Consider the following 18312-nt stretch of genomic DNA (forward strand, 5'->3'; position numbering starts at 1 on the left):
CTTGGCCCACCGACAACCGCGGTGAACGGGGGCGTCAGTGGGATGCGTGGTCGACCGGGATACGGCTGAGGCGGGTTCGACCGAGGCGGACGAGCGGCGCCGGCTCTCCGCGCTGGACCTCGTCGGCCTCGCCGCCGGCGGTGTGGTCGGTTCGGGCTGGCTGCTGGCCGCCGGTCACGCCCACTGGGCGGCCGGCGGGGACGCGGTGTGGGCGTGGGTGGCCGGCGGGGCGCTGATGCTGCTGATCGCCGCCGTGATGGTGGAACTGGGTATCGCCGTGCCCAAGACGGGCGGGCTGATCTTCCTGCCGTTGCAGGCGGCCGGTCCGCTGGTGGCCACGGTGGTGGCCGCCGGGCTGTGGATCGTGTACGCGGTGAACCCGGCGAGCGAGGCGGCGGCCATGGTCCGCGGCCTGGCGCACTGGTTCCCCTCGCTGCTCCAGGACGGGGCGGTGCTCCGAGACGTCGACTCGCTCTCCGCGCGGCGGGCGGAACGGGCCAACGACCTCTCGTTGCGGGGCGCGGCGTGGGCGGTGGCGTTCATGGCGCTGATCGGGGTGCTCAATCTGCTGCCGACGCGCCGGCTGATCCGGCTGAACCTGTTCGTCACCGCGGTGAAGGTCCTCGTCCCGGTGCTGATCGTGGCCTGTCTGGGGTTCGCCGCGTTCGACGCCGCCGAGGGGTGCTCGCCGGACCAGGTCTGGTACCTCAGCGGCCACTCGGGCAGCGCCGAGCAGGTGGGACGGCAGGCGCGGGGGCTGTCGCCGCTGTACGTGGTGCTGGGCGGCGCCGTCATCTACGCCTACATCGGTTTCCAGGCCCCGCTCGACTTCGCCGGCAACGTCAAACGGCGCGGCATGGGCGAGGCGGCCCGGCTGCGGTGGGCGGTCTACGGCACCCTGGTGGGCGCGTTCCTGCTGTACACGGCATTGCAGTACGTGTTCGGCAAGCAGTGCGGGAGCCTCACCGGGAACATGCTGGAGTCGCCGTACTCCCAGTTCGCCGTGGCCGCGTCGATGACCTGGCTGGCCTGGCTGATCCGGCTGAACGCGGTGCTCTCGCCGATGGGTTCGGGCATCGTCTTCACCCACGCGCTGACCCGTGAGGTCGCGGCGCTGAGCCGGGCCCACCTCACCCACCGGGGGCTGCAGACCGCCCGCCGGGCCTCGTTCCGGTTCCGGGGCGCGGAGGTCGACGCGTACTGGATGATCCTGCTGGTCAACTTCGTCATCGGGCTGGTGATGCTCGCGGTGGTGCAGGGCAACTGGGAGGAGCTGGTCGCCCTCAACAGCGTGCCCACGATGGTGGTGTACGCCATGCCGGGCATCGTCCTGGTGGCGCTGGGGCCGATGCGGTTCACGGCGGCGCGCCGCCGGGTGCACCTGGTCTTCGCCTACGCCGCGTTCGTCGCGATCGCCGTGGTGATCCACGAGGCGCGGTGGGCGGACGTGTGGCGGGGCATGGCCGCCGTGGGGATCGGCTCGGCGCTGCTGCTCGGGCTGCCGTGGCTGGCCCGGCGTGACCTGCCCTTCGCGGACCACCTGCTGCGGCGCTACGACGCGCGGGACCACGTCACCCGCTTCGCCGACCCCGGGGACGCGGCGGTACGGCCGGTGCTGCTGTTCCTGGGGCATCTGACCCTGCTGGTGGCGTGCACGCTGGTGCGCGATGTCGTGGACACCGAGCTGGTGGGACTGGTGACGCGGCTGGTCGCCGCCCTGTCGGCGGCCGTGGTCTTCCCGCTGATGGTCGCCGCCTGCCGCCGTTACATGGGGCAGGTGCCTCCCGTCCTGCCCGCGCCCCGCCGGGAGCCGGGGAAGGCGGAGGTGACCGTCACCGCAGGGACTTGATGACCCACTCCGCCGCCTCGGGCTGCCCGGCCGCCCGCAGTTCGGCCACGGCCGCGTCGCGGTGGCCGACGTCCGACCAGCGGCCGACCGTGGCCCGCAGGAGCAGTTCCGCGTCGGGCAGCGGCAGCGCCAGCACCCCGGCCACCACCACGACGACATCGGCCGGGGTCACCAACTGCTCGTTCTCCAGCAGCCGTTCCAGCAGTGTCCAGGCGACCTTGGGCAGGCCGGCGTCGTACAGGCGGGCCGCGATGTCGGCGACCAGCGCGGCGTCGACGGGCGCCCCCGTGGAGGGTTCGGACAGTTCGCGGCAGGCCGCCCGTACGGCGACCGCGTGCCGGGCGCCGTGCAGGGCGCTGACGCACTGGACGAACCGGTCCCGGTCGGCGGCCGGGCCCATGACGGCGCGGGCGAGGAGACGGCCCGCCTCGTGCCCGGCCCGGGTCCGCTCCCGGCTGCGCTCCACCCGGCCGAGCAGCGCGACCAGTTCGCCGCCGGAGCGGCCGTCGACGCGGACGGCGGCGGCGTGCCGCAGCAGCCGGGAGCACTCGGGGGCGGCGTCCTCCAGGGGCAGCCACTCGTCGAGCTGCCGCAGCTCGTCCAGGGAGCGGGGGGCGGCGTCCGGTTCGCAGGAGCCCGCCACGATGTCGTCCAGGAGGTCCTTGGTGGTGCGGGTCAGGGCCGGTTCCTTGTGCCAGTACGACACCAGCGTCGCCAGCTCCTGGACGTCCTTGTGCTCCGCGGCGTGCGAGCGGACCAGGGCGCACTTGCCGGGGGACTCCTCCTCCTTCACCAGCAGCGCGCAGAGTTTCACCACGTGCCGCGGCTGGGTGGTGCGGCCGATGTGCGCGGCGAGGGCGTCGTGTCCCTCGCCGCGCCGGGCGATCAGCTTGGCCACCAGGCGCCGGGTCTCCTCGACCTTGGTGGCGTCGGAGGCTTTCAGCCGCACCTCGACCCAGCGTTCCAGGACCCGGCCGGCCGGGCTGAGGTGCTGGAAGGCGCCGGCCAGGTCGGCGACCTCCTCGCCGTGGCCGGCGACGCCCGGCGGGGTCTCGGCGATCGCCCGCAGGGTCAGTTCGAGGAGCTGGTCGGCCTGGGTGCGGCAGCCCTCGTCGCACAGCGCGGTGTACAGCAGCGCCTTGTCCAGGTTGGTGCGGCCGGAGGCGGGGCCGGCGAACACCTCCACGGTGCGCTCGGCGAGCACGGCCGCGTCCCGTTCGTCGAGCACCCGTACGAACACCGCCACGTCGAACGCCGTGCGCTGGCAGGCCACGTCGTGCAGGATGCTCGCGGTGATCGGGTCGCCCCCGGCGCGGGACTTCTCCGCCACCTCCTGCCGCACCGCCAGTTCGGCGGCCTCCCCGACGGGCCGGGACAGGGCGGCCGTCGCCATCATCATGACCGCGTCCCGGGGGTCGAAGTCGTAGGCGAGCGCGACCAGTTCGTCCACAGGGCGGCGCAGCGCGAAGGCGTACAGGGCGCGCATGGCCATCGCGTCGTGGTGCTCCTCGCGCATGCGGCGCAGGATGCCCACGAACTGCCGGACCTGGATCCGCGCCACCCAGGCGTACGCCTCGTTGAGCGTCTCGGCCAGGTCGAGCTGGAACAGGTGGTCGGTCCTGCGTGCCCCCTCGGCGGGTTCGGCGCCGGTCATCCGCCGCCCAGCATCGCGGGTTCGATCTCACCCCAGTACCGGACGAAGTCGACCGGGTCGGGCAGCAGTTCGCCGGCCCTGCGGTCGACCCGGCGAGCCAGGTCGCGGCGTTGCTCGTCCCCGGCCTTCAGCCGCACCACCACGCGGCCGGCCAGGTCCGGGCGGCGCATCAGGTCGGGCAGGCTGCGTTCGCCGTTGAGAAGGAGTTCGCGGACCCACTCGTCCACCGTGTCCAGGGCGCGGGTGCGGGGCCGGCGGCCCTTGGCGTGGTTGGTGAAGAGCGGGGCCGCCTCGGAGGCGTCGTTGAGGAGCATGCGCGGCCGGTGGTGGACGCCGCACTCCTGCATGCCCTCGTCGATGCCGGCGCGCAGCGCGCCGAGGGTGAGGTCGTCGGCGTGGTCGGGCATGCCCTGGCCCAGCACGTTCAGCAGGTGGCCGCTGAACGGGGTGCAGGCGTCGAGGGGGCCGGGGAGGTTCTCGCAGGCGCCGGCCCAGGCGTTGTGGACGCTGCCGCCGACCGCGGTGAGCACGCAGGTGCCCTGGGCGCGGGTACCGAGGGCGCCGGGCAGGGCGGACTCGGGGCCCAGGTGGGGCAGCATGTTGGAGTAGCAGCAGTCCGCGATCAGCACCTTGAGCCCGGCCTTGCTCTTGCGGATCGCCCGGTAGACGTACCAGGCGGAGAGCCAGGTCCAGGGCTCGTTGATCCGCGAGGAGCCGACCGCGAAGTGGACCTGCCCGCCGGGCACGTCCTGCCAGTAGGCGCCGTGTCCGACGTACACCACGAGCAGGGTGTCCCGCGGTCCCTCGCCGGCCGCGGCGGCCTCGTGCAGGGCGCGCATCACGCCGTCCGCGGTCCGGGTCTCGCGCGGTTCGAGCACCGGGGTCCGCGTCGCGGCTCCCCAGCGGGGGTCGCGGGTCAGCGCGGTGCCGTACGCGCGGGCGCTCGCGTCGATCGTGGGGTAGCCGTGTACGCCGGAGTCCTCGTCGTACGATCCGACGCCGATCACCAACGCCCTGGAGGCCATGCCGGTCAGCTCCCCTCGGGGGTGGCGGGAGAGTCGGAGTGCCGGGGCGGCTCGGGGTCCGGCGGCCGCTCCGGGTCCGGGTCCGGCGTGCTCTGCGGTGCCGGTGCTGTCTGCGGTGCCGGTGCTGTCTGTGCTGTCTGTGCTGTCTGCGGAGCCGGTGGTGCCTGGACGATGACGACGGTGACCGGGGGCGGGTCGAGTCGCCGGCCCCGCCAGGTGTCGATCGCCCGCTGGGCGGCGGCCTGCGCCGCGGCGCCGACCGCGCCGCCGAGCACGGCCTCCAGGAGCGTGACGGCGAGGCTGCCGTCGAGGGTGCCCCGCTGTCCGGCCGTCTCCAGCCGCCAGACCAGTCCCGTCCGCCGCTCCAGCTCGGCCAGGAGTTCCGCCGGCTCGTCCAGCCCGACCGGTCCCTCGACCTTGACGGAGATCGTCGCCGTCATGTCAGCCCACCTCCCCCACCGTCGCCGCACCGCACCGTACTCGTCCACTCTGCCAGGCCGCACGCCCGCCGCGCGAGAGCGGACCGGGGCCCGTTACAGCCGCGGTACACCACCGGGCGCCGCCCGCGGGCGGGGGTCACGGCCGGCGGAATGTTCTCCGGGGTCCGGTGGTTGAGCAGGCCGAAGGAGGTCAGCGTGAACACGACGTACTACGACCAAGGGGCACCCGCCGAGCGCTGGGAGCGCGCGAGGATGTTCTTCGACGCCAAGGACTACGCGGCGGCGGCCCGGGTGCTGGGCGCCCTGGTCGAGGAGGTGCCGGAGCAGACCGGACCGCGGCTGCTGCTGGCCCGTGCCTACTACCACTCGGCCCAACTGCGGCGCGCCGAGAGCGAGTTGCGTGTCATCGTGGAGCGGGACCCGGTGGAGCACTACGCCCGGCTGATGCTCGGCCGCACGCTGGAGCGGCAGGGGCGGCAGGAGGAGGCGGACACCCACCTGCGGATCGCCTCGGCCTTCGCGGGCGACTTCGCGGAGGTCTGAGCGCTAAAGCGGACGACGACGGCCGAGGTGGTGCCCGGTCCCCGTGGGCGGGGGCCGGGCACTTCGCGTCGCGGGAGCCGAGGCGGGCGGCGGGCGCGGGGTGGCCGTGGCATCCTGGCGCGATGGGAATCGCGGGTGCTCGTACGCCACTGGCCGCACGGGTCGAGGAACTTCTGGCCGACGGCGGTCCGTTGCCGATCGTCGCGGCCGGCGATCCGGTGCTGCGGCGTCCGGCCGAGCCGTTCGACGGACAACTGGAGCCCGCGCTGCTGGCCCGGTTCACCGAGGCGCTGCGCCGCACCATGCGCGCGGCACCCGGCGTGGGTCTGGCGGCCGTGCAGGTGGGGGTGGCGCTGCGGATCGCGGTGGTCGAGGACCCGGCGCCGGTCCCGGAGGAGGTCGCCACGGCGCGGGGGCGGGTGCCGCTGCCGTTCCGGGTGCTGGTCAACCCGGTGTACGAGCCGGCCGGCGGCGAGCGCGCGGCGTTCTTCGAGGGCTGTCTGAGCGTGCCGGGCTGGCAGGCGGTCGTGGCCCGGCCCGCGGCGGTGCGGCTGACGGGCGCGGACGAGCACGGCCGCCCGCTGGACGAGGTGTTCACCGGCTGGCCCGCGCGGATCGTGCAGCACGAGACGGACCATCTCGACGGGACGCTCTACCTCGACCGGGCCGAGCCGCGGTCGCTGGCGTCGAACCAGGCGATGGCGGAGCGCTGGACGCAGCCCACACCCGCCCGGGCGGCGGCGGAACTCGGCTTCGACCTGCCCTGACGCGGCCCGGCCGCGCCGAAGGCGGCGGAGGAGGCGGCGAAGGCGGAGGCGGCGGGCGCGCCGCCCTCCTCCTGCCGCTCCCGGCCGCCCCGGTCCCTCCCGGTCGCCCCTAGCTGTCGCGGTAGGACTCCAGCAGTCGCAGCCACACCTCGCTGATCGTCGGGTAGGGCGGCACCGCGTGCCACAGGCGGCTGACGGGGACCTGGCCCGCGACGACGACGGTCGCCGAGTGGACCAGTTCGCCGACGCCGGGGCCGACGAAGGTCACGCCGCGCACGATCTCGTCCTCCAGGTCGACGATCATGCGGGCCCGGCCCTGGTAGCCCTCGCGGTAAAGGGAGGCGCCGGCGACCGAGGCGAGGTCGACGTCGACCGCGCGGACCCGGTGGCCGGCCTGTTCGGCCTCGGCCAGGGTCAGGCCCACGGAGGCCGCCTCCGGGTCGGTGAAGACGACCTGGGGCACGGCGCAGTGGTCGGCGGTCGCGGCGTGCGCGCCCCACGGGCCGGACTCCAGGCCCGGGGTGTTGGCGGCGCGGGCCGCGATGGCGGCGCCCGCGATCCGGGCCTGATATTTACCCTGATGGGTGAGGAGGGCACGGTGATTGACGTCGCCGACGGCGTACAGCCATTCGTGGCCGGTGACGCGCAGGCTGTCGTCGACCTCCAGCCAGGAGCCCGGCTTCAGGCCCACGGTGTCCAGGCCGATGTCCTCGGTGCGCGGGGCACGGCCGGTGGCGAAGAGGATCTCGTCGGCCTCGATCCGGTCGCCGCTGTCGGTGACGGCCACGACGGTGCCGTTCTCCCGGCTGACGGACTTCACCGAGGTACCGGTGCGCAGGTCGGCGCCGGCCCCGGCGAGCGCCTCGGCGACCAGTTCACCGGCGAACGGCTCCATGCGCTCCAGCAGGCCCGCGCCGCGGACGAGCACGGTGACCCGGGAGCCGAGGGCCTGCCAGGCCGTGGCCATCTCCACGGCGACGACGCCGCCGCCGACCACGACGAGCCGGCCCGGCACGCTCTGGGCGCTGGTGGCCTCCCGGCTGGTCCAGGGGCGGACGGCGTCGAGGCCCGGCAGCCCGGGCAGGGCGGCGCGGGTGCCGGTACAGACGGCGACCGCGTGCCGGGCGGTCAGCACCCGCCGCTCGCCGCCGGCCCCGGTCACCTCCACGGTGCGGGGCCCGGCGAGCCGTCCCTGGCCGCGGTACAGGTCGGCGCCGATGCCCTCGACCCATCCGACCTGGCCGTCGTCCTTCCAGTGGGAGGTGAACCCGTCGCGGTTGGTCAGGACCGCGGCGGCGTCGAGGGGGCCGCTCACCGCGTGGCTCAGGCCGGGGGTGTGGCGGGCGTCCGCCTGGGCGATGACCGGGCGCAGCAGGGCCTTGCTCGGCATGCACGCCCAGTAGGAGCACTCACCGCCGACCAGTTCGCTCTCCACGATCGCGGTGGTCAGCCCGGCCGCCCGGGTCCGGTCGGCGACGTTCTCGCCGACCGGGCCCGCGCCGATCACCACGACGTCGTACACGAGGGGTTCCGTTTCCGTCATGGGGTCAGTCTGATGGGTGGCGTGCCGCCCTCGCCACACGGGTACGCGCGCGGAACAGGCGAAACCGTCCGAGTGCGCCCTCGGAATACCCGCATGGCCGACCGCGTTGTGCCGGACGGCTTTCACCCCCGAACCAGGAAGAGGGATCACGCCATGAGCAGCACCGTGGAGCTGACCAAGGAGAACTTCGACCAGACGGTCACGGACAACGAGTTCGTCCTGATCGACTTCTGGGCGGCCTGGTGCGGGCCGTGCCGTCAGTTCGCGCCGGTCTACGAGAAGGCGGCCGTGGCCAACCCGGACCTGGTGTTCGGCAAGATCGACACGGAGGCGCAGCCGGAGCTGGCGGCGGCCTTCGGCATCCAGTCGATCCCGACGCTGATGATCGTCCGGGACCAGGTGGCCGTCTTCGCCCAGCCGGGCGCGCTGCCGGAGGCCGCGCTGACGGACGTCATCGGGCAGGCCCGGAAGCTGGACATGGACGAGGTCCGCAAGTCGGTCGCCGAGCAGCAGGCGAAGCAGGCGCAGCAGGGCGAGACCGGGCCGAACGGCCAGTAGGTGCGTACGGGCAGCAGGGGCGTACGGGGGCGCCCGGGGGTGCTCGGAGGCCGGCGAGCCCGGTCCTGACCAGGGGTCGGGGCCGGGCTCAGGTCGATTCCCGGGGCACCACCCGCGCGCCCAGCACGGTGCGCCGCTCGGGGGCGGCGCGGGGATCGCGTACGGCGCGGTCGACCAGGGTGGCGAGGTCGCGGCCGGCGGGCAGTTCGATGTGGACGGTGCTCAGCCGCGGTCTGAGCAGCCGGCCGAGCATGAGGTCGTCGGCGCCGATCACGGCGGTGTGCCGGGGGATGCCGACGCCGGTGTCCTTGAGGGCCCGGGAGAGCAGCATGGCGTACTCGTCGTTGTAGGCGAACACGGCGTCGAGTCCGAGCAGGTCCCAGCGGGCGGCGAGCCGGGCGGCGGCCCCTTCGTCGTGGGCGAGCGGCAGTTCGGTGACGGTGGCGTCGGTGCCGTGCAGGGCCCGGCGGACGCCGTCGAGGCGGGGCAGGGAGAACACCTCAAGGGCGGGGTCCTCGGGGAGCACGACGCCGATGGCGCGGCGGCCGCGGTCGTAGAGGTGCCGGGCGGCGCAGTGGCCGACGCACGCGTGGTCCATGAGCAGGGCGTGCGCGCCCTCGACCACCTCGGGGCCGAAGGTCACGACGGCGCGCACGCCGGAGCGTTTGAGTATCCGCACGCCCTGGGGACCGAGGCCCGGTCCGGGGACCAGGACGGCCACCGGGCGCAGCTCCGCCCAGGCACGGGCGGCGCGTTCGCCGTAGGGGCCCGCGGTGCCGTGCTGCACGACGGTGTAGTCGAGGCGGCCGAGGGCGCGCTGGAGGTCGTCGATGAACCTGCTGTAGAGCGGGCCGGCGGGGAAGGACGGGGCGGGCATCAGGACCGTACGGCTGTGTCCGGCGCGCAGGCTGCGGGCCGCGGCGTGCGGGACGTAGCCGAGTTCCTCGGCCGCGGCGCGGACCCGGCGGCGGGTGGGTTCGCTGATCCGGACGGTGCCGGCGTCGTTCAGGACGTACGAGACGGTCGCCCGGGAGACGCCGGCCAGGCGGGCGACGTCGGTGCTCGTCGGCACCGAGTGCTGCGTGGGTGTTTCCGGTAATTGCACCATGACGTACGGCATCTTGGCAGAGCGCGGGAGACGGCCCGCAGGCGGGGGAACATCGTCCGGATCGGACCAACTCCGGTGCGGGCGAGGGCACTTCGCAGGCGTGCGGGGCGCTTCGCCCGTCAGCCGTCGAAGCGGTGCCGGGACGCCTCGATGTGGCCGAAGAAGCGGTGGGTCCAGTCGCACATTCCGTCGACGGTCGCCCGGAGGGCCTGGCCCGGCTCGGTGAGGGTGTACTCGACCCGCGGCGGCACGGTGGGGTGCACCTTCCGGTCGACCAGGCCGTTGCGTTCCAGCATGCGCAGGTTCTGGGTGAGCATCTTGTGGCTGATGCCCTCCACCTTGTCCCGCAGTTCGCTGAAGCGCAGGGTGCCCGCACCCAGCGACTCGATGATCAGGAACGCCCACTTGTTGGCGACGTCCGAGAAGATCTCCCGGGCCAGGGAGTCCGCGCGGGTCAGATCCGCTTCGTCGGTCGAGGCGTTGAGCTGCTTGGTCACCATGAGGTTCCCCAGTCACTGAAAAGTGCGTTCTTCCCTGTCAGCGCAGACTCTCCTACGGTTTCCCAGTAACCACAAGAGACCACGAGTACTCCGGTTCGGCCACATCGAGCCCACGAGTTCTCCGGACAAGGAGTCAGCATGACCGTCAACCTGGTGAACCCCGAAGGTCTGGTGAAGGTCGGCCTCTACCGGCAGGTGTCGGTCGCGACCGGCTCGAAGCTGGTCTTCGTCGCCGGTCAGGTCGCCTACGACCGCGACGGGAACACGGTCGGCAAGGGCGACCTCGCCGCCCAGGTGGAGCAGTGCTACCTCAACCTCGGTACGGCCCTGGCGGAGGCCGGTGCCTCCTTCGACGACGTGGCGAAGCTGACCGTCCACCTCGTCGACTGGACCCCCGACAAGATGGCCGTGTTCATGGAGGGGCTCGGCCGGGCGGCCGCGAAGCTGGGGGTCACCCCGGCCCCGCCGCTCACCGGCGTGGGCGTCGCCGCACTGGCGGAACCCGACATCCTGGTCGAGATCGAAGCCACCGCGGTCATCGACTGAGGTGGTCCTCCCTGGGGCGGGTCACTCGGGTGACCAGGTCGGTCCAGGCCGCCTCCAGGCGAGCCAGCGGCATGCCGTTCTGCCTGGTCAGGTGGTGGAGCAGGGCGACGTCGAGGGAGGACATCAGCGTGTGGGAGAGCAGTTCGCCGTCGGCGTCGGGGACGGCCTGGCGCAGCAGCATGGCGACGTGGCCGCGCTGGAAGCGGCGCGGCGCGACCGTGTAGCGGCGCTCACCGGCGGGCTCGGCGGCCAGTTGCAGTTCCAGTTCCTCGTCCGCGCGGCGCAGCAGGGCGCAGCCGAAGGCGCGCAGCCGGTCCACGGGCGGAGCCCCGGGCCCCAGCGGCGGCGGGCCGCCGAGCAGGGCCGCCTGGAACTTCTTCTCCGAGTGGTCGAGCAGGGCGGTCAGCAGGCCGACGCGGTCGCCGAACCGGCGGAACACCGTCCCCTTGCCCACGTGGGCCGCCGCGGCCACCGCCTCCATGGTGACGCCGGCCGCGCCGTGCTCGGCGACCAGCCGCGCGGCGGCCTCCAGCAGCCGGGCGCGGTTGCGCGCGGCGTCGGCCCGCAGGCACGGCTCGTCCTCCGCGTCCCCGGTGCCCAACTGGATCAGCTCGGGCGACGGGGCGGGCTCCGGTGGCGTCGGGAAGGACGGGAGGGCGGCGGACATGAAGCCAGCGTAAAGCATGGGCGGAAAACTGGACCGTGGTCCGTTTAAGGTGCTACAACTTTAAACGGACCTCGGTCCGGTTTGTTTCACCCACGTAAACGAGCAGTGCTGATCCGCACTGTCAAGCAGCGCCCAAGCGTCTCCTGGAGTCCGTCATGTCTGTTCGCATCCTCGCTCTTGTCGGCAGCCTCCGCGCCGGTTCGCACAACCGTCAGCTCGCCGAGGCCGCCGGCAAGCTCGCCCCCGAGGGCGCCGAGGTCGAGATCTTCGAGGGCCTGGCCGAGGTTCCGTTCTACAACGAGGACATCGACGTCGAGGGCGCCGTGCCGGCCGCCGCCGCCCGGCTGCGCGAGGCCGCGCAGGCCGCCGACGCCTTCCTGATCCTGTCGCCGGAGTACAACGGCACCATGCCGGGCGTCCTGAAGAACGCCATCGACTGGCTGTCCCGCCCGTTCGGCGCCGGCGCCTTCGGCGGCAAGCCCGTCGCCGTGATCGGCACCGCCTTCGGCCAGTACGGCGGCGTATGGGCCCAGGACGACACCCGCAAGGCCGTGGGCATCGCCGGCGGCAAGGTGATCGAGGAGCTGAAGCTGTCCATCCCCGGCTCGGTGACCCGCTTCGCCGAGCTGCACCCGGTGGACGACACCGAGGTCGCCGCCCAGCTCACCGAGGTCGTCGCGCGCCTGCACACGCACGCGGGCGAGGTCGCCACCGCCTGATCCCCGCACCGGGACCGCACCGGGGCCGGAGCCCGCGAGGCTCCGGCCCCGTGGCATGCCCGCGGCGGCAGCGGCAGCAGATCGTGCCTGCCCGCCCCCGGCCCCCGGCCCTCGACCCTCGGCCCCCGGCCTCCCCGCGAGCCCGCCGCACCGCCGCCGCCCGCTCGACCCCCCACCCGTACGCTGACGCGGACCCCTGTGACGCCGCCCACCGCGGCGGCCGTTGCCGGGCGCGGGCCGGTGTCGGCCTGGGACGATCATGACGGGTACCGCACCGGTCGCCGCGGTCCCGTGGAGGAGAGCCATGAGTCAGCACCCGCCGCCGTTCGACCCGGAACTCGCCGCCGCCCTGGAGCAGGTGCCGGACGGCATGGGCCCCGGTCTGGCCCCGGGGGACATCGTCCCGGCGCGCCGGGCCATGGCACCGTTCGGTGAACTGGACCCCACGGACGACGCGGAGTTCGCGCGGTACGAGGCGGTGGACCGGCGGGTACCCGGTCCGCCGGGCGCGCCCGAGGTCTCCCTGCTCGTCTGCCGCCCGACCGCGCCGCCGGCCACGGGTCCGCGCCCCGTCCTCTACCACGTGCACGGCGGCGGCATGGTCCTCGGCACCAACCGGGCCGGCGTGGACGCCCCGCTGGAATGGGCGCGGGAGCTGGACGCGGTGGTGGTCTCCGTGGAGTACCGGCTGGCGCCGGAGCATCCGCACCCCGCGCCGGCCGAGGACGTGTACGCCGGTCTGCGGTGGACCGCCGCGCACGCCGCGGAGTTCGACGCCGACCCGGACCGGATCGTGCTGGTCGGCGCGAGCGCGGGCGGCGGGCTGTGCGCCGGGCTGGCCCTGCTCACCCGGGACCGGGGCGGGCCGCGCCCCCTCGGCCAGGTGCTGATGTACCCGATGCTCGACGACCGCAACGACTCCCCTTCCGCGCACCAGATGGCGGGCCTCGGCACCTGGGACCGCTCGGCCAACGACACCGCCTGGACCGCGCTGCTCGGCGACCGGCGCGGCGGCCCGGACGTCTCCCCGTACGCGGCTCCCGCCCGGGCCGGGGATCTCGCCGGGCTGCCCCCGGCCTTCCTCGACGTCGGCTCCGCGGAGACCTTCCGCGACGAGGTCGTCGCCTACGCCTCCCGGATCTGGCGGGCCGGCGGCGTGGCCGAACTGCACGTGTGGCCGGGCGGCTTCCACGGCTTCGACGCCCTCGCGCCAGAGGCCGCCGTCTCGCGCGCCGCCCGCGCGGCCCGCCTGGACTGGCTGCGCAGGCTGCTGGCCCGATGACACCGATGACACCGGAGCCGCCCGGGGCGTAATCTGCGCCGGACACCCGGACCGGCGGCAGGAGACACGGCGTGCGGCGGCTTCCTCTGTCCGGAGTCACGGTGGTCAGCCTGGAGCAGGCGGTCGCCGCGCCCTACGCCACCCGGCAACTCGCCGACCTGGGCGCCCGGGTGATCAAGGTCGAGCGTCCCGGCGACGGCGACTTCGCGCGCCGCTACGACACGACCGTCCACGGACACTCCAGCTACTTCGTCTGGCTGAACCGGTCGAAGGAGTCGCTCACCCTCGACCTCAAGGACCCGCGCGGCCGCGAGGTACTGCACCGGCTGCTGGACGGCGCCGACGTGTTCGTGCAGAACCTCGCGCCGGGCGCCGCGGTCCGCCTCGGGCTCGGACCGGACGTCCTCACCGCCCGCCGCCCCCGGCTGATCACCTGCACGGTCTCCGGTTACGGCACGACCGGCCCGTGGGCCGACCGCAAGGCGTACGACCTGCTGGTGCAGTGCCAGACGGGCCTGGTCTCGCTCACCGGGACCGCCGGGGAGACCGCCCGCGTCGGCATCTCCGTCGCCGACATCGCCGCCGGGATGTACGCCTACAGCGGCATCCTCACCGCCCTCTACACCCGTGCCGTCACCGGCAGCGCCCACCCCGTGGAGGTCTCCCTGTTCGAGGCGCTGGCGGAGTGGATGGGCCAGCCCGCCCACTACACCGAGCACGGCGGTGCCCAGCCCCCGCGCCTGGGCACCCGGCACGCCACCATCGCCCCCTACGGCGCCTACCGGGCGGCCGACGGCACGGAGGTGCTCCTCTCCGTCCAGAACGAGAGGGAGTGGGCGGTGCTCTGCGACCGGTTCCTCGGGCGGCCGGAGCTGACCGGCGACGCGCGGTTCGCCACCGGCCCGGACCGCGTCGCGCACCGCGCGGAACTGGACGCGGTGGTCGCCGCCCGGTGTGCCCGCTCCGCCAGCGGGGAGATCCTGGACCTCCTCGACGAGATCGGCATCGCCTGCGCCGGGGTCAACGACGTCGCCGCCTTCCTGGACCACCCGGTGCTGGCCGGCCGCGACCGGTGGCGGGAGGTGACCGTGCCGGGCGGGGCGGCGGTACGGGCGCTGCTGCCGCCGGCCGACCTGGCGGGCGTACCGCCGCGCATGGACCCGGTACCGGCCGTGGGCGAGCACACCGACGCGATCCTCACGGAACTGGGCCGCTCCCCCGCCGAGATCGCGGCACTGCGCGCGGACGCGGTCGTCTGACCGACGGCAGGCCCGTCGGCTCCCGGCCCGCCGGCTCCCGGGCGTCGGCTCCCGGGCGGGGCACGCGGCCGGGCCTCACCAGGCGGCCTGCAGCAGCCGGGTGAGCGCGTCGGCCTCCGGCGGGCGGGGATTGGGATACGGCTGGGCGGCGACCCGCTCGGCCACGGCCCGCAGGCTCTCCCACGTCACGCCGAGCGCGCCGAGCGTGGTCGGGCCGTCGTGGGCGCGGGCGATCCGGCCGACCACCGCGGCGGGATCGTCACCGGTGATCCGGCGCAGCCGGGCGTCCGCCTTCGGGGCGAACGGCAGGTTGTACGCCAGGACGTGCGGCAGGAGCAGGGCGTGCAGCGCGGCGTGGGGCAGGTCGAAGGTGCCGCCGAGGGCGTGCGCCAACTGGTGGTGCAGCCCCATCCTGGTCTGCCCGAGGCACAGGCCCGCCAGCCACGCCGCCTGCTGGAGCCGGGCGCGGTCCGCGAGGCCGTCCGGCCGGGCGAGTACGGCGGGCAGCGCGTCGAGGATGCCGGTGCACGCCTCCGTGGCGAAGGCGTCGCTGACGGCGGTGGCGTCCGGCGCCCACAGGGCCTCGACGGCGTGCGCCAGCGCGTTGAGTGCGCTGGTCCGGGTCAGCCCGGCCGGCATGGTCAGGGTCAGCTCGGGGTCGTACACCACCGTGCCGGGCACCAGTGCCTGGTCACGGCGGGTGGACTTGACGCCGTTCTCGGTCTCGCCGAGGACCGGTGTCACCTCCGATCCGGCGTAGGTGGTGGGGACGACGAGCTGCGGCACCCCGGTGCGGGCCGAGACCGCCTTGGCGAGGCCGACGGCCGAGCCGCCGCCGATCGCCACCACGGCGTCCGCCCCGCTCTCCCGTACGACCTCCATCGCCTCGGCGGTCACGGTCACCGGGGTGTGCGCGGCGGCCCGGCCGAACCGGCCCGCCAGCCGGTCGCCGAGCCGGACGGCGAGGTCGTCCGCCGCGTCCTTCGCCGACCGGGTGGAGACCAGCAGCACCCGGCCCGCGCCGAGCCGTGCCACCTCCCCCGGAACACGGTGTCTGGCTCCCGGGCCGGCCAGGACGCGGGACGGGTGGGTCTGGTGCACGGTGATGCCGGAGTTGGTCGTCATCTCAGTCACCTCGCCGGACGGTGACGGGGAAGTCGACGTGGCGGAAGGGGCGGGGCAGGCCTTACCGGGCGGCCAGGGCCGGGTCGTCCACCAGGACGAAGGGCCGCACGAGGCTCTCCTTGACGCCGAAGACGGCGTCGGAGTCCAGGGAACGGGCCCTCCACGGTCGACTCGGTGTACGTCCTGTCCGCCGGGTTGGCGAGCGTGTCGACCAGCATGGAGACGCCCAGCACGTCGGAGAGCAGGACGAACTCCTGCCGGGTGGCGTCGCACTTCTGCCCGGTCCTGGTCAGGAAGTCGATACCGGCCGCCCACTCGTCGGTGGTGAGAGCGACGTCCTTGACGAAGGCGTGGGCGTGCCGCACCAGGGAGGTGAGGACCTCCCGGAGCCGGGGGTCGGCGGTACCGGCGAGTGCGGCGCCGACGATCTCCGCGGAACGCGCCGCCTCGAAGGCGCCCGGGGCGGGGGCGCCGGCCTGCGAGTCCCGGCCGGAGACCGGGTCGGGGTCCCGGCCGGAGACCGGGTCGGCGTCCCGGCCGGAGACCGGGTCGTGCGGGTGGTCGGTCATCTGTCGCCTTCCCGGGCTGCTTCGCCGCCACCGGGCCCGGCGGGGCGCGGGTCCTGGAGACGTCGGCGTCGGGTACGGCCATCCGGCCGTACCAACGTCTCCAGGTCCCGGTCCCCGGCCGGGCCACGCGGACCGGGGACGGCTATACCGCCCCCGGCACCTCCTCCGTGACGCCGTTCAGCGGGGAGGACGGGTCGGTGCCGTAGGGGCGGGTGAACGCCTCGATGGCGTGACCTGACGGGTCGAGGAAGTACACGCCCCGCCCGCCGTCGTCGCGGTTGATCCGGCGCGGGTGCCGGCCCGGCGGGTCGGCCTGGATCGGGACGCGGTCCGCGACGAGACGGGCGAGGACCGCGTCGAACTCCTCCTCGGAGACGAGGAACGCGTAGTGCTGCGGGGGGATGTCGTGGTCGACGGTGGCGAAGTCCAGCGTGACGCCGTTGGCGGTGGCGACGGGCAGGAACTTCCCGGCCGGTTCCCCGGCCTCCAGCCCGAGGACGCCGGCGAGGAAACGGGCGGACGCCTCCCGGTCACGGGAGAGGACGATGGTGTGGTTGAACCGTACTGACACGGGTGAATGCCTCCACGGGCATCTCCGCGGCGCCTCCATGCCTCACCCGGCCGATGACCGGCACGCGATGCCGCGCCGAGGATGCTAGACGGCCCGTCCCGCGCTGTCGACCGGAGTTTTCGGCCCGGCCGGCCCTCGCGCGACCGTGACCGGACGCGAGGGCCGACCAGGTGACCGGATGGCCAGGGTCCGACCAGGTCCGACCGGGTGACCGGATGGCCAGGTGCCCGCGTGACAGGTCAGGTGGACGCCTGGTCGCTGTCCTTCAGGGCGCCCCAGCCGTGCCAGCGCTCGACCTCGATCAAGGCGCTGACCCGGGGGCGAACCTGGTCGGGATAGGCGCTGCCGGTGTAGTGCGTGGAGAGGCGGTCGATGTCGGTGAGCCCCTCGTCCGGCCGGGTCTCGACCACCCGGCCGATGAGCGTCACGTGGGTGTACCAGTCGTCGGAGTCGAGGACGGTGAGGGTGACCCGGGGGTCGCGGCTCAGGTGCTTCAGCCGGACCCGGCCCTCGTCCAGGCTGATCAGGACCCTGCCGTCGTCCTCCCACAGGTACCAGGTGGGGGTGGAGACGGGGGTGCCGTCCGAGCGGAGCGTCGCCATGACGCAGGGGTTCGGGCGGCGCAGCAGGTCGACGGCCTCGGGCGGCAGCGGTGGCTTGGACATGCGTCACTCCTTGATCGTTCCGTGTGACCGAGGCTACTTCGGGTCGGCGAAACTGGCGAAGTAGGCCGCGGCCATGTCCTCGTCGCCGTGGCCCTGCGCGGCGGCGCGTTCCAGGCGGGCCGCGCCCGCGGCGGCGAGGTCCAGGCGGACGCCGGCCCGCTCCCCGGCCTCCACGATCAGCCGGGCGTCCTTGGCGGCGGTGGAGACCGCGAACTGCGCCGGGGTCAGGCCGCCGTCGCGGATGAGCGCGGCCTTGGCGCGCAGGTACCCCATGTCGAGCGGGCCGCCGGCGATGGCGTCGAAGAAGCGGTCCGGGTCCACCCCCAGCCCTTCGGCGAGGGCGAGGACCTCGCCCACGGCGTTGGTGGCGGCGATGACCCAACTGTTGGCCACCAGTTTCAGCCGGGTGGCGCTGCCGGCTCCGCCGTCCTCGCCGGTCCACACGGTGCGGCTGCCCACCGCGTCGAAGACGGGGGCCACCCGGTCCCGGGCGTCGGCCGGACCGGCCGCCAGGACCAGCAGCCGGCCCGCCTCGGCGGGCTGGCGGGTGCCGAGGACCGGCGCGTCGAAGAAGACGAGGCCGTGCTCGCGGGCGACGTCGGCCAGCTCGCCGAGGGCGTCGACGCCCGCGGTGGTCGACTGCGCCCAGACGGCGCCGGAGCGCAGGCCGGGGGCGGCCCGGCGGATGACGTCCAGGGCGGCCGGGCCGTCGTGGAGCATGGTCAGGACGACATCGGCGTCGCGCACCGCCTCCACGGGCGTGTCGGCGATCGTCACGCCCTCGGCGGCGAGCGGTTCGGCCTTGGCGCGGCTGCGGTTCCAGGCCCGCACGGTGTGCCCGGCGCGGGCGAGGTTGCGGGCCATCGCGGCACCCATGATGCCGGTGCCCAGGACGCTCACGGTGAGCTGGTCGGTCATGACG

The 18312-nt window shown here is 74.4% G+C and carries 20 protein-coding genes; 8 read left to right on the forward strand and 12 right to left on the reverse strand.

All coding sequences use genetic code 11. The annotated features are described in order from the left end of the window. The first annotated feature begins 46 nt into the window (after positions 1 to 46). Complete coding sequence (locus tag ABEB00_RS22950; protein WP_345621945.1) at positions 47 to 1849, forward strand: APC family permease; 1803 nt, start codon at positions 47 to 49, stop codon at positions 1847 to 1849. On the opposite strand, the gene ABEB00_RS22955 is transcribed toward ABEB00_RS22950, so the two are convergent. Genes ABEB00_RS22955 through ABEB00_RS22965 form a run of 3 tightly spaced genes read right to left on the reverse strand, consistent with a single transcriptional unit; the run spans position 1833 to position 4968 of the window. Beyond that, positions 1833 to 3503 carry a hypothetical protein gene (locus ABEB00_RS22955; protein WP_345621946.1) on the reverse strand — a complete coding sequence of 557 codons (1671 nt, stop codon included), beginning with the start codon at positions 3501 to 3503 and terminating at the stop codon, positions 1833 to 1835. The genes ABEB00_RS22950 and ABEB00_RS22955 overlap by 17 nt on opposite strands. Continuing rightward, positions 3500 to 4528: a hypothetical protein gene (locus ABEB00_RS22960; protein WP_345621948.1), complete on the reverse strand. Its 1029-nt coding sequence runs from the start codon at positions 4526 to 4528 to the stop codon at positions 3500 to 3502. Before ABEB00_RS22960 ends, ABEB00_RS22955 begins: the two co-directional genes overlap by 4 nt. Before the next feature lie 5 nt (positions 4529 to 4533). Beyond that, a complete protein-coding gene (locus ABEB00_RS22965) occupies positions 4534 to 4968 on the reverse strand; it encodes a hypothetical protein (protein ID WP_345621950.1) in 435 nt (144 codons plus the stop codon). A gap of 195 nt (positions 4969 to 5163) precedes the next feature. Here ABEB00_RS22965 and ABEB00_RS22970 point away from each other — a divergent pair, with 195 nt between their 5' ends. Together ABEB00_RS22970 and ABEB00_RS22975 are read left to right on the forward strand one after the other, a co-directional pair. Then, a complete protein-coding gene (locus ABEB00_RS22970) occupies positions 5164 to 5511 on the forward strand; it encodes a tetratricopeptide repeat protein (protein WP_345621951.1) in 348 nt (115 codons plus the stop codon). Between the two features lie 122 nt (positions 5512 to 5633). After that, entirely contained in the window at positions 5634 to 6278 is a 645-nt protein-coding gene (locus tag ABEB00_RS22975; RefSeq protein ID WP_345621952.1) for a peptide deformylase, read from the forward strand. 109 nt (positions 6279 to 6387) lie between these two features. Here ABEB00_RS22975 and ABEB00_RS22980 read toward each other — a convergent pair whose 3' ends face one another. Further along, the gene (locus tag ABEB00_RS22980) at positions 6388 to 7821 is read right to left on the reverse strand and encodes a dihydrolipoyl dehydrogenase family protein (protein WP_345621953.1); all 1434 of its coding nucleotides are present in this window, start codon (positions 7819 to 7821) and stop codon (positions 6388 to 6390) included. A 153-nt stretch (positions 7822 to 7974) separates the two neighbouring features. Between ABEB00_RS22980 and trxA the strand changes: the two genes are divergently transcribed. After that, the gene (gene trxA / locus ABEB00_RS22985) at positions 7975 to 8379 is read left to right on the forward strand and encodes a thioredoxin (RefSeq protein ID WP_345621954.1); all 405 of its coding nucleotides are present in this window, start codon (positions 7975 to 7977) and stop codon (positions 8377 to 8379) included. An 88-nt stretch (positions 8380 to 8467) separates the two neighbouring features. Here trxA and ABEB00_RS22990 read toward each other — a convergent pair whose 3' ends face one another. Together ABEB00_RS22990 and ABEB00_RS22995 are read right to left on the reverse strand one after the other, a co-directional pair. Further along, positions 8468 to 9499, reverse strand: a complete 1032-nt coding sequence (locus ABEB00_RS22990) for a LacI family DNA-binding transcriptional regulator (RefSeq protein ID WP_345621955.1) — start codon at positions 9497 to 9499, stop codon at positions 8468 to 8470. A gap of 107 nt (positions 9500 to 9606) precedes the next feature. Next, complete coding sequence (locus tag ABEB00_RS22995; protein ID WP_345621956.1) at positions 9607 to 9987, reverse strand: winged helix-turn-helix transcriptional regulator; 381 nt, start codon at positions 9985 to 9987, stop codon at positions 9607 to 9609. 138 nt (positions 9988 to 10125) lie between these two features. On the opposite strand from ABEB00_RS22995, the gene ABEB00_RS23000 reads away from it, so the two are divergent. Further along, complete coding sequence (locus ABEB00_RS23000) at positions 10126 to 10533, forward strand: RidA family protein (protein WP_345621958.1); 408 nt, start codon at positions 10126 to 10128, stop codon at positions 10531 to 10533. Here ABEB00_RS23000 and ABEB00_RS23005 read toward each other — a convergent pair. Further along, complete coding sequence (locus tag ABEB00_RS23005; RefSeq protein ID WP_345621959.1) at positions 10523 to 11200, reverse strand: TetR/AcrR family transcriptional regulator; 678 nt, start codon at positions 11198 to 11200, stop codon at positions 10523 to 10525. The genes ABEB00_RS23000 and ABEB00_RS23005 overlap by 11 nt on opposite strands. A 155-nt stretch (positions 11201 to 11355) precedes the next feature. Between ABEB00_RS23005 and ABEB00_RS23010 the strand changes: the two genes are divergently transcribed. From ABEB00_RS23010 to ABEB00_RS23020, 3 genes are all read left to right on the forward strand, one after another. Next, positions 11356 to 11919, forward strand: a complete 564-nt coding sequence (locus ABEB00_RS23010; protein ID WP_345621960.1) for an NAD(P)H-dependent oxidoreductase — start codon at positions 11356 to 11358, stop codon at positions 11917 to 11919. Positions 11920 to 12223: 304 nt separating this feature from the next. Continuing rightward, on the forward strand, positions 12224 to 13201 hold the full coding sequence (locus tag ABEB00_RS23015; protein ID WP_345621961.1) for an alpha/beta hydrolase: 978 nt from the start codon (positions 12224 to 12226) through the stop codon (positions 13199 to 13201). Between the two features lie 71 nt (positions 13202 to 13272). After that, a complete protein-coding gene (locus ABEB00_RS23020; RefSeq protein ID WP_345621962.1) occupies positions 13273 to 14460 on the forward strand; it encodes a CaiB/BaiF CoA transferase family protein in 1188 nt (395 codons plus the stop codon). Positions 14461 to 14535: 75 nt separating this feature from the next. On the opposite strand, the gene ABEB00_RS23025 is transcribed toward ABEB00_RS23020, so the two are convergent. From ABEB00_RS23025 to ABEB00_RS23045, 5 genes are all read right to left on the reverse strand, one after another. Next, complete coding sequence (locus ABEB00_RS23025) at positions 14536 to 15585, reverse strand: maleylacetate reductase (protein ID WP_345621964.1); 1050 nt, start codon at positions 15583 to 15585, stop codon at positions 14536 to 14538. 5 nt (positions 15586 to 15590) lie between these two features. Beyond that, entirely contained in the window at positions 15591 to 16154 is a 564-nt protein-coding gene (locus ABEB00_RS36110; RefSeq protein WP_425586556.1) for a dioxygenase, read from the reverse strand. Positions 16155 to 16296: 142 nt separating this feature from the next. Then, positions 16297 to 16725 (reverse strand): VOC family protein, encoded by a 429-nt coding sequence (locus tag ABEB00_RS23035; RefSeq protein WP_345621965.1) that lies wholly within the window; start codon positions 16723 to 16725, stop codon positions 16297 to 16299. Between the two features lie 239 nt (positions 16726 to 16964). After that, positions 16965 to 17390, reverse strand: a complete 426-nt coding sequence (locus ABEB00_RS23040) for a PPOX class F420-dependent oxidoreductase (RefSeq protein WP_345621967.1) — start codon at positions 17388 to 17390, stop codon at positions 16965 to 16967. 33 nt (positions 17391 to 17423) lie between these two features. Beyond that, positions 17424 to 18308, reverse strand: a complete 885-nt coding sequence (locus ABEB00_RS23045) for an NAD(P)-dependent oxidoreductase (protein ID WP_345621968.1) — start codon at positions 18306 to 18308, stop codon at positions 17424 to 17426. Positions 18309 to 18312: the final 4 nt, after the last annotated feature.

The sequence above is a fragment of the Streptomyces ziwulingensis genome (assembly GCF_039542605.1).
Lineage (GTDB): Bacteria > Actinomycetota > Actinomycetes > Streptomycetales > Streptomycetaceae > Streptomyces > Streptomyces ziwulingensis.

What these genes read in the sequence shown, in the direction of transcription:
- ABEB00_RS23005 (WP_345621959.1), bottom strand. Translation starts at nt 11,200, where the DNA reads ATGTCCGCCGCCCTCCCGTCCTTCCCGACGCCACCGGAGCCCGCCCCG.
- ABEB00_RS22980 (WP_345621953.1), bottom strand. Translation starts at nt 7,821, where the DNA reads ATGACGGAAACGGAACCCCTCGTGTACGACGTCGTGGTGATCGGCGCG.
- ABEB00_RS22965 (WP_345621950.1), bottom strand. Translation starts at nt 4,968, where the DNA reads ATGACGGCGACGATCTCCGTCAAGGTCGAGGGACCGGTCGGGCTGGAC.
- ABEB00_RS36110 (WP_425586556.1), bottom strand. Translation starts at nt 16,154, where the DNA reads ATGACCGACCACCCGCACGACCCGGTCTCCGGCCGGGACGCCGACCCG.
- ABEB00_RS22990 (WP_345621955.1), bottom strand. Translation starts at nt 9,499, where the DNA reads ATGCCGTACGTCATGGTGCAATTACCGGAAACACCCACGCAGCACTCG.
- ABEB00_RS23000 (WP_345621958.1), top strand. Translation starts at nt 10,126, where the DNA reads ATGACCGTCAACCTGGTGAACCCCGAAGGTCTGGTGAAGGTCGGCCTC.
- ABEB00_RS22975 (WP_345621952.1), top strand. Translation starts at nt 5,634, where the DNA reads ATGGGAATCGCGGGTGCTCGTACGCCACTGGCCGCACGGGTCGAGGAA.
- ABEB00_RS23015 (WP_345621961.1), top strand. Translation starts at nt 12,224, where the DNA reads ATGAGTCAGCACCCGCCGCCGTTCGACCCGGAACTCGCCGCCGCCCTG.
- ABEB00_RS22960 (WP_345621948.1), bottom strand. Translation starts at nt 4,528, where the DNA reads ATGGCCTCCAGGGCGTTGGTGATCGGCGTCGGATCGTACGACGAGGAC.
- ABEB00_RS23010 (WP_345621960.1), top strand. Translation starts at nt 11,356, where the DNA reads ATGTCTGTTCGCATCCTCGCTCTTGTCGGCAGCCTCCGCGCCGGTTCG.
- ABEB00_RS22955 (WP_345621946.1), bottom strand. Translation starts at nt 3,503, where the DNA reads ATGACCGGCGCCGAACCCGCCGAGGGGGCACGCAGGACCGACCACCTG.
- ABEB00_RS23040 (WP_345621967.1), bottom strand. Translation starts at nt 17,390, where the DNA reads ATGTCCAAGCCACCGCTGCCGCCCGAGGCCGTCGACCTGCTGCGCCGC.
- ABEB00_RS23045 (WP_345621968.1), bottom strand. Translation starts at nt 18,308, where the DNA reads ATGACCGACCAGCTCACCGTGAGCGTCCTGGGCACCGGCATCATGGGT.
- ABEB00_RS23025 (WP_345621964.1), bottom strand. Translation starts at nt 15,585, where the DNA reads ATGACGACCAACTCCGGCATCACCGTGCACCAGACCCACCCGTCCCGC.
- trxA (WP_345621954.1), top strand. Translation starts at nt 7,975, where the DNA reads ATGAGCAGCACCGTGGAGCTGACCAAGGAGAACTTCGACCAGACGGTC.
- ABEB00_RS22995 (WP_345621956.1), bottom strand. Translation starts at nt 9,987, where the DNA reads ATGGTGACCAAGCAGCTCAACGCCTCGACCGACGAAGCGGATCTGACC.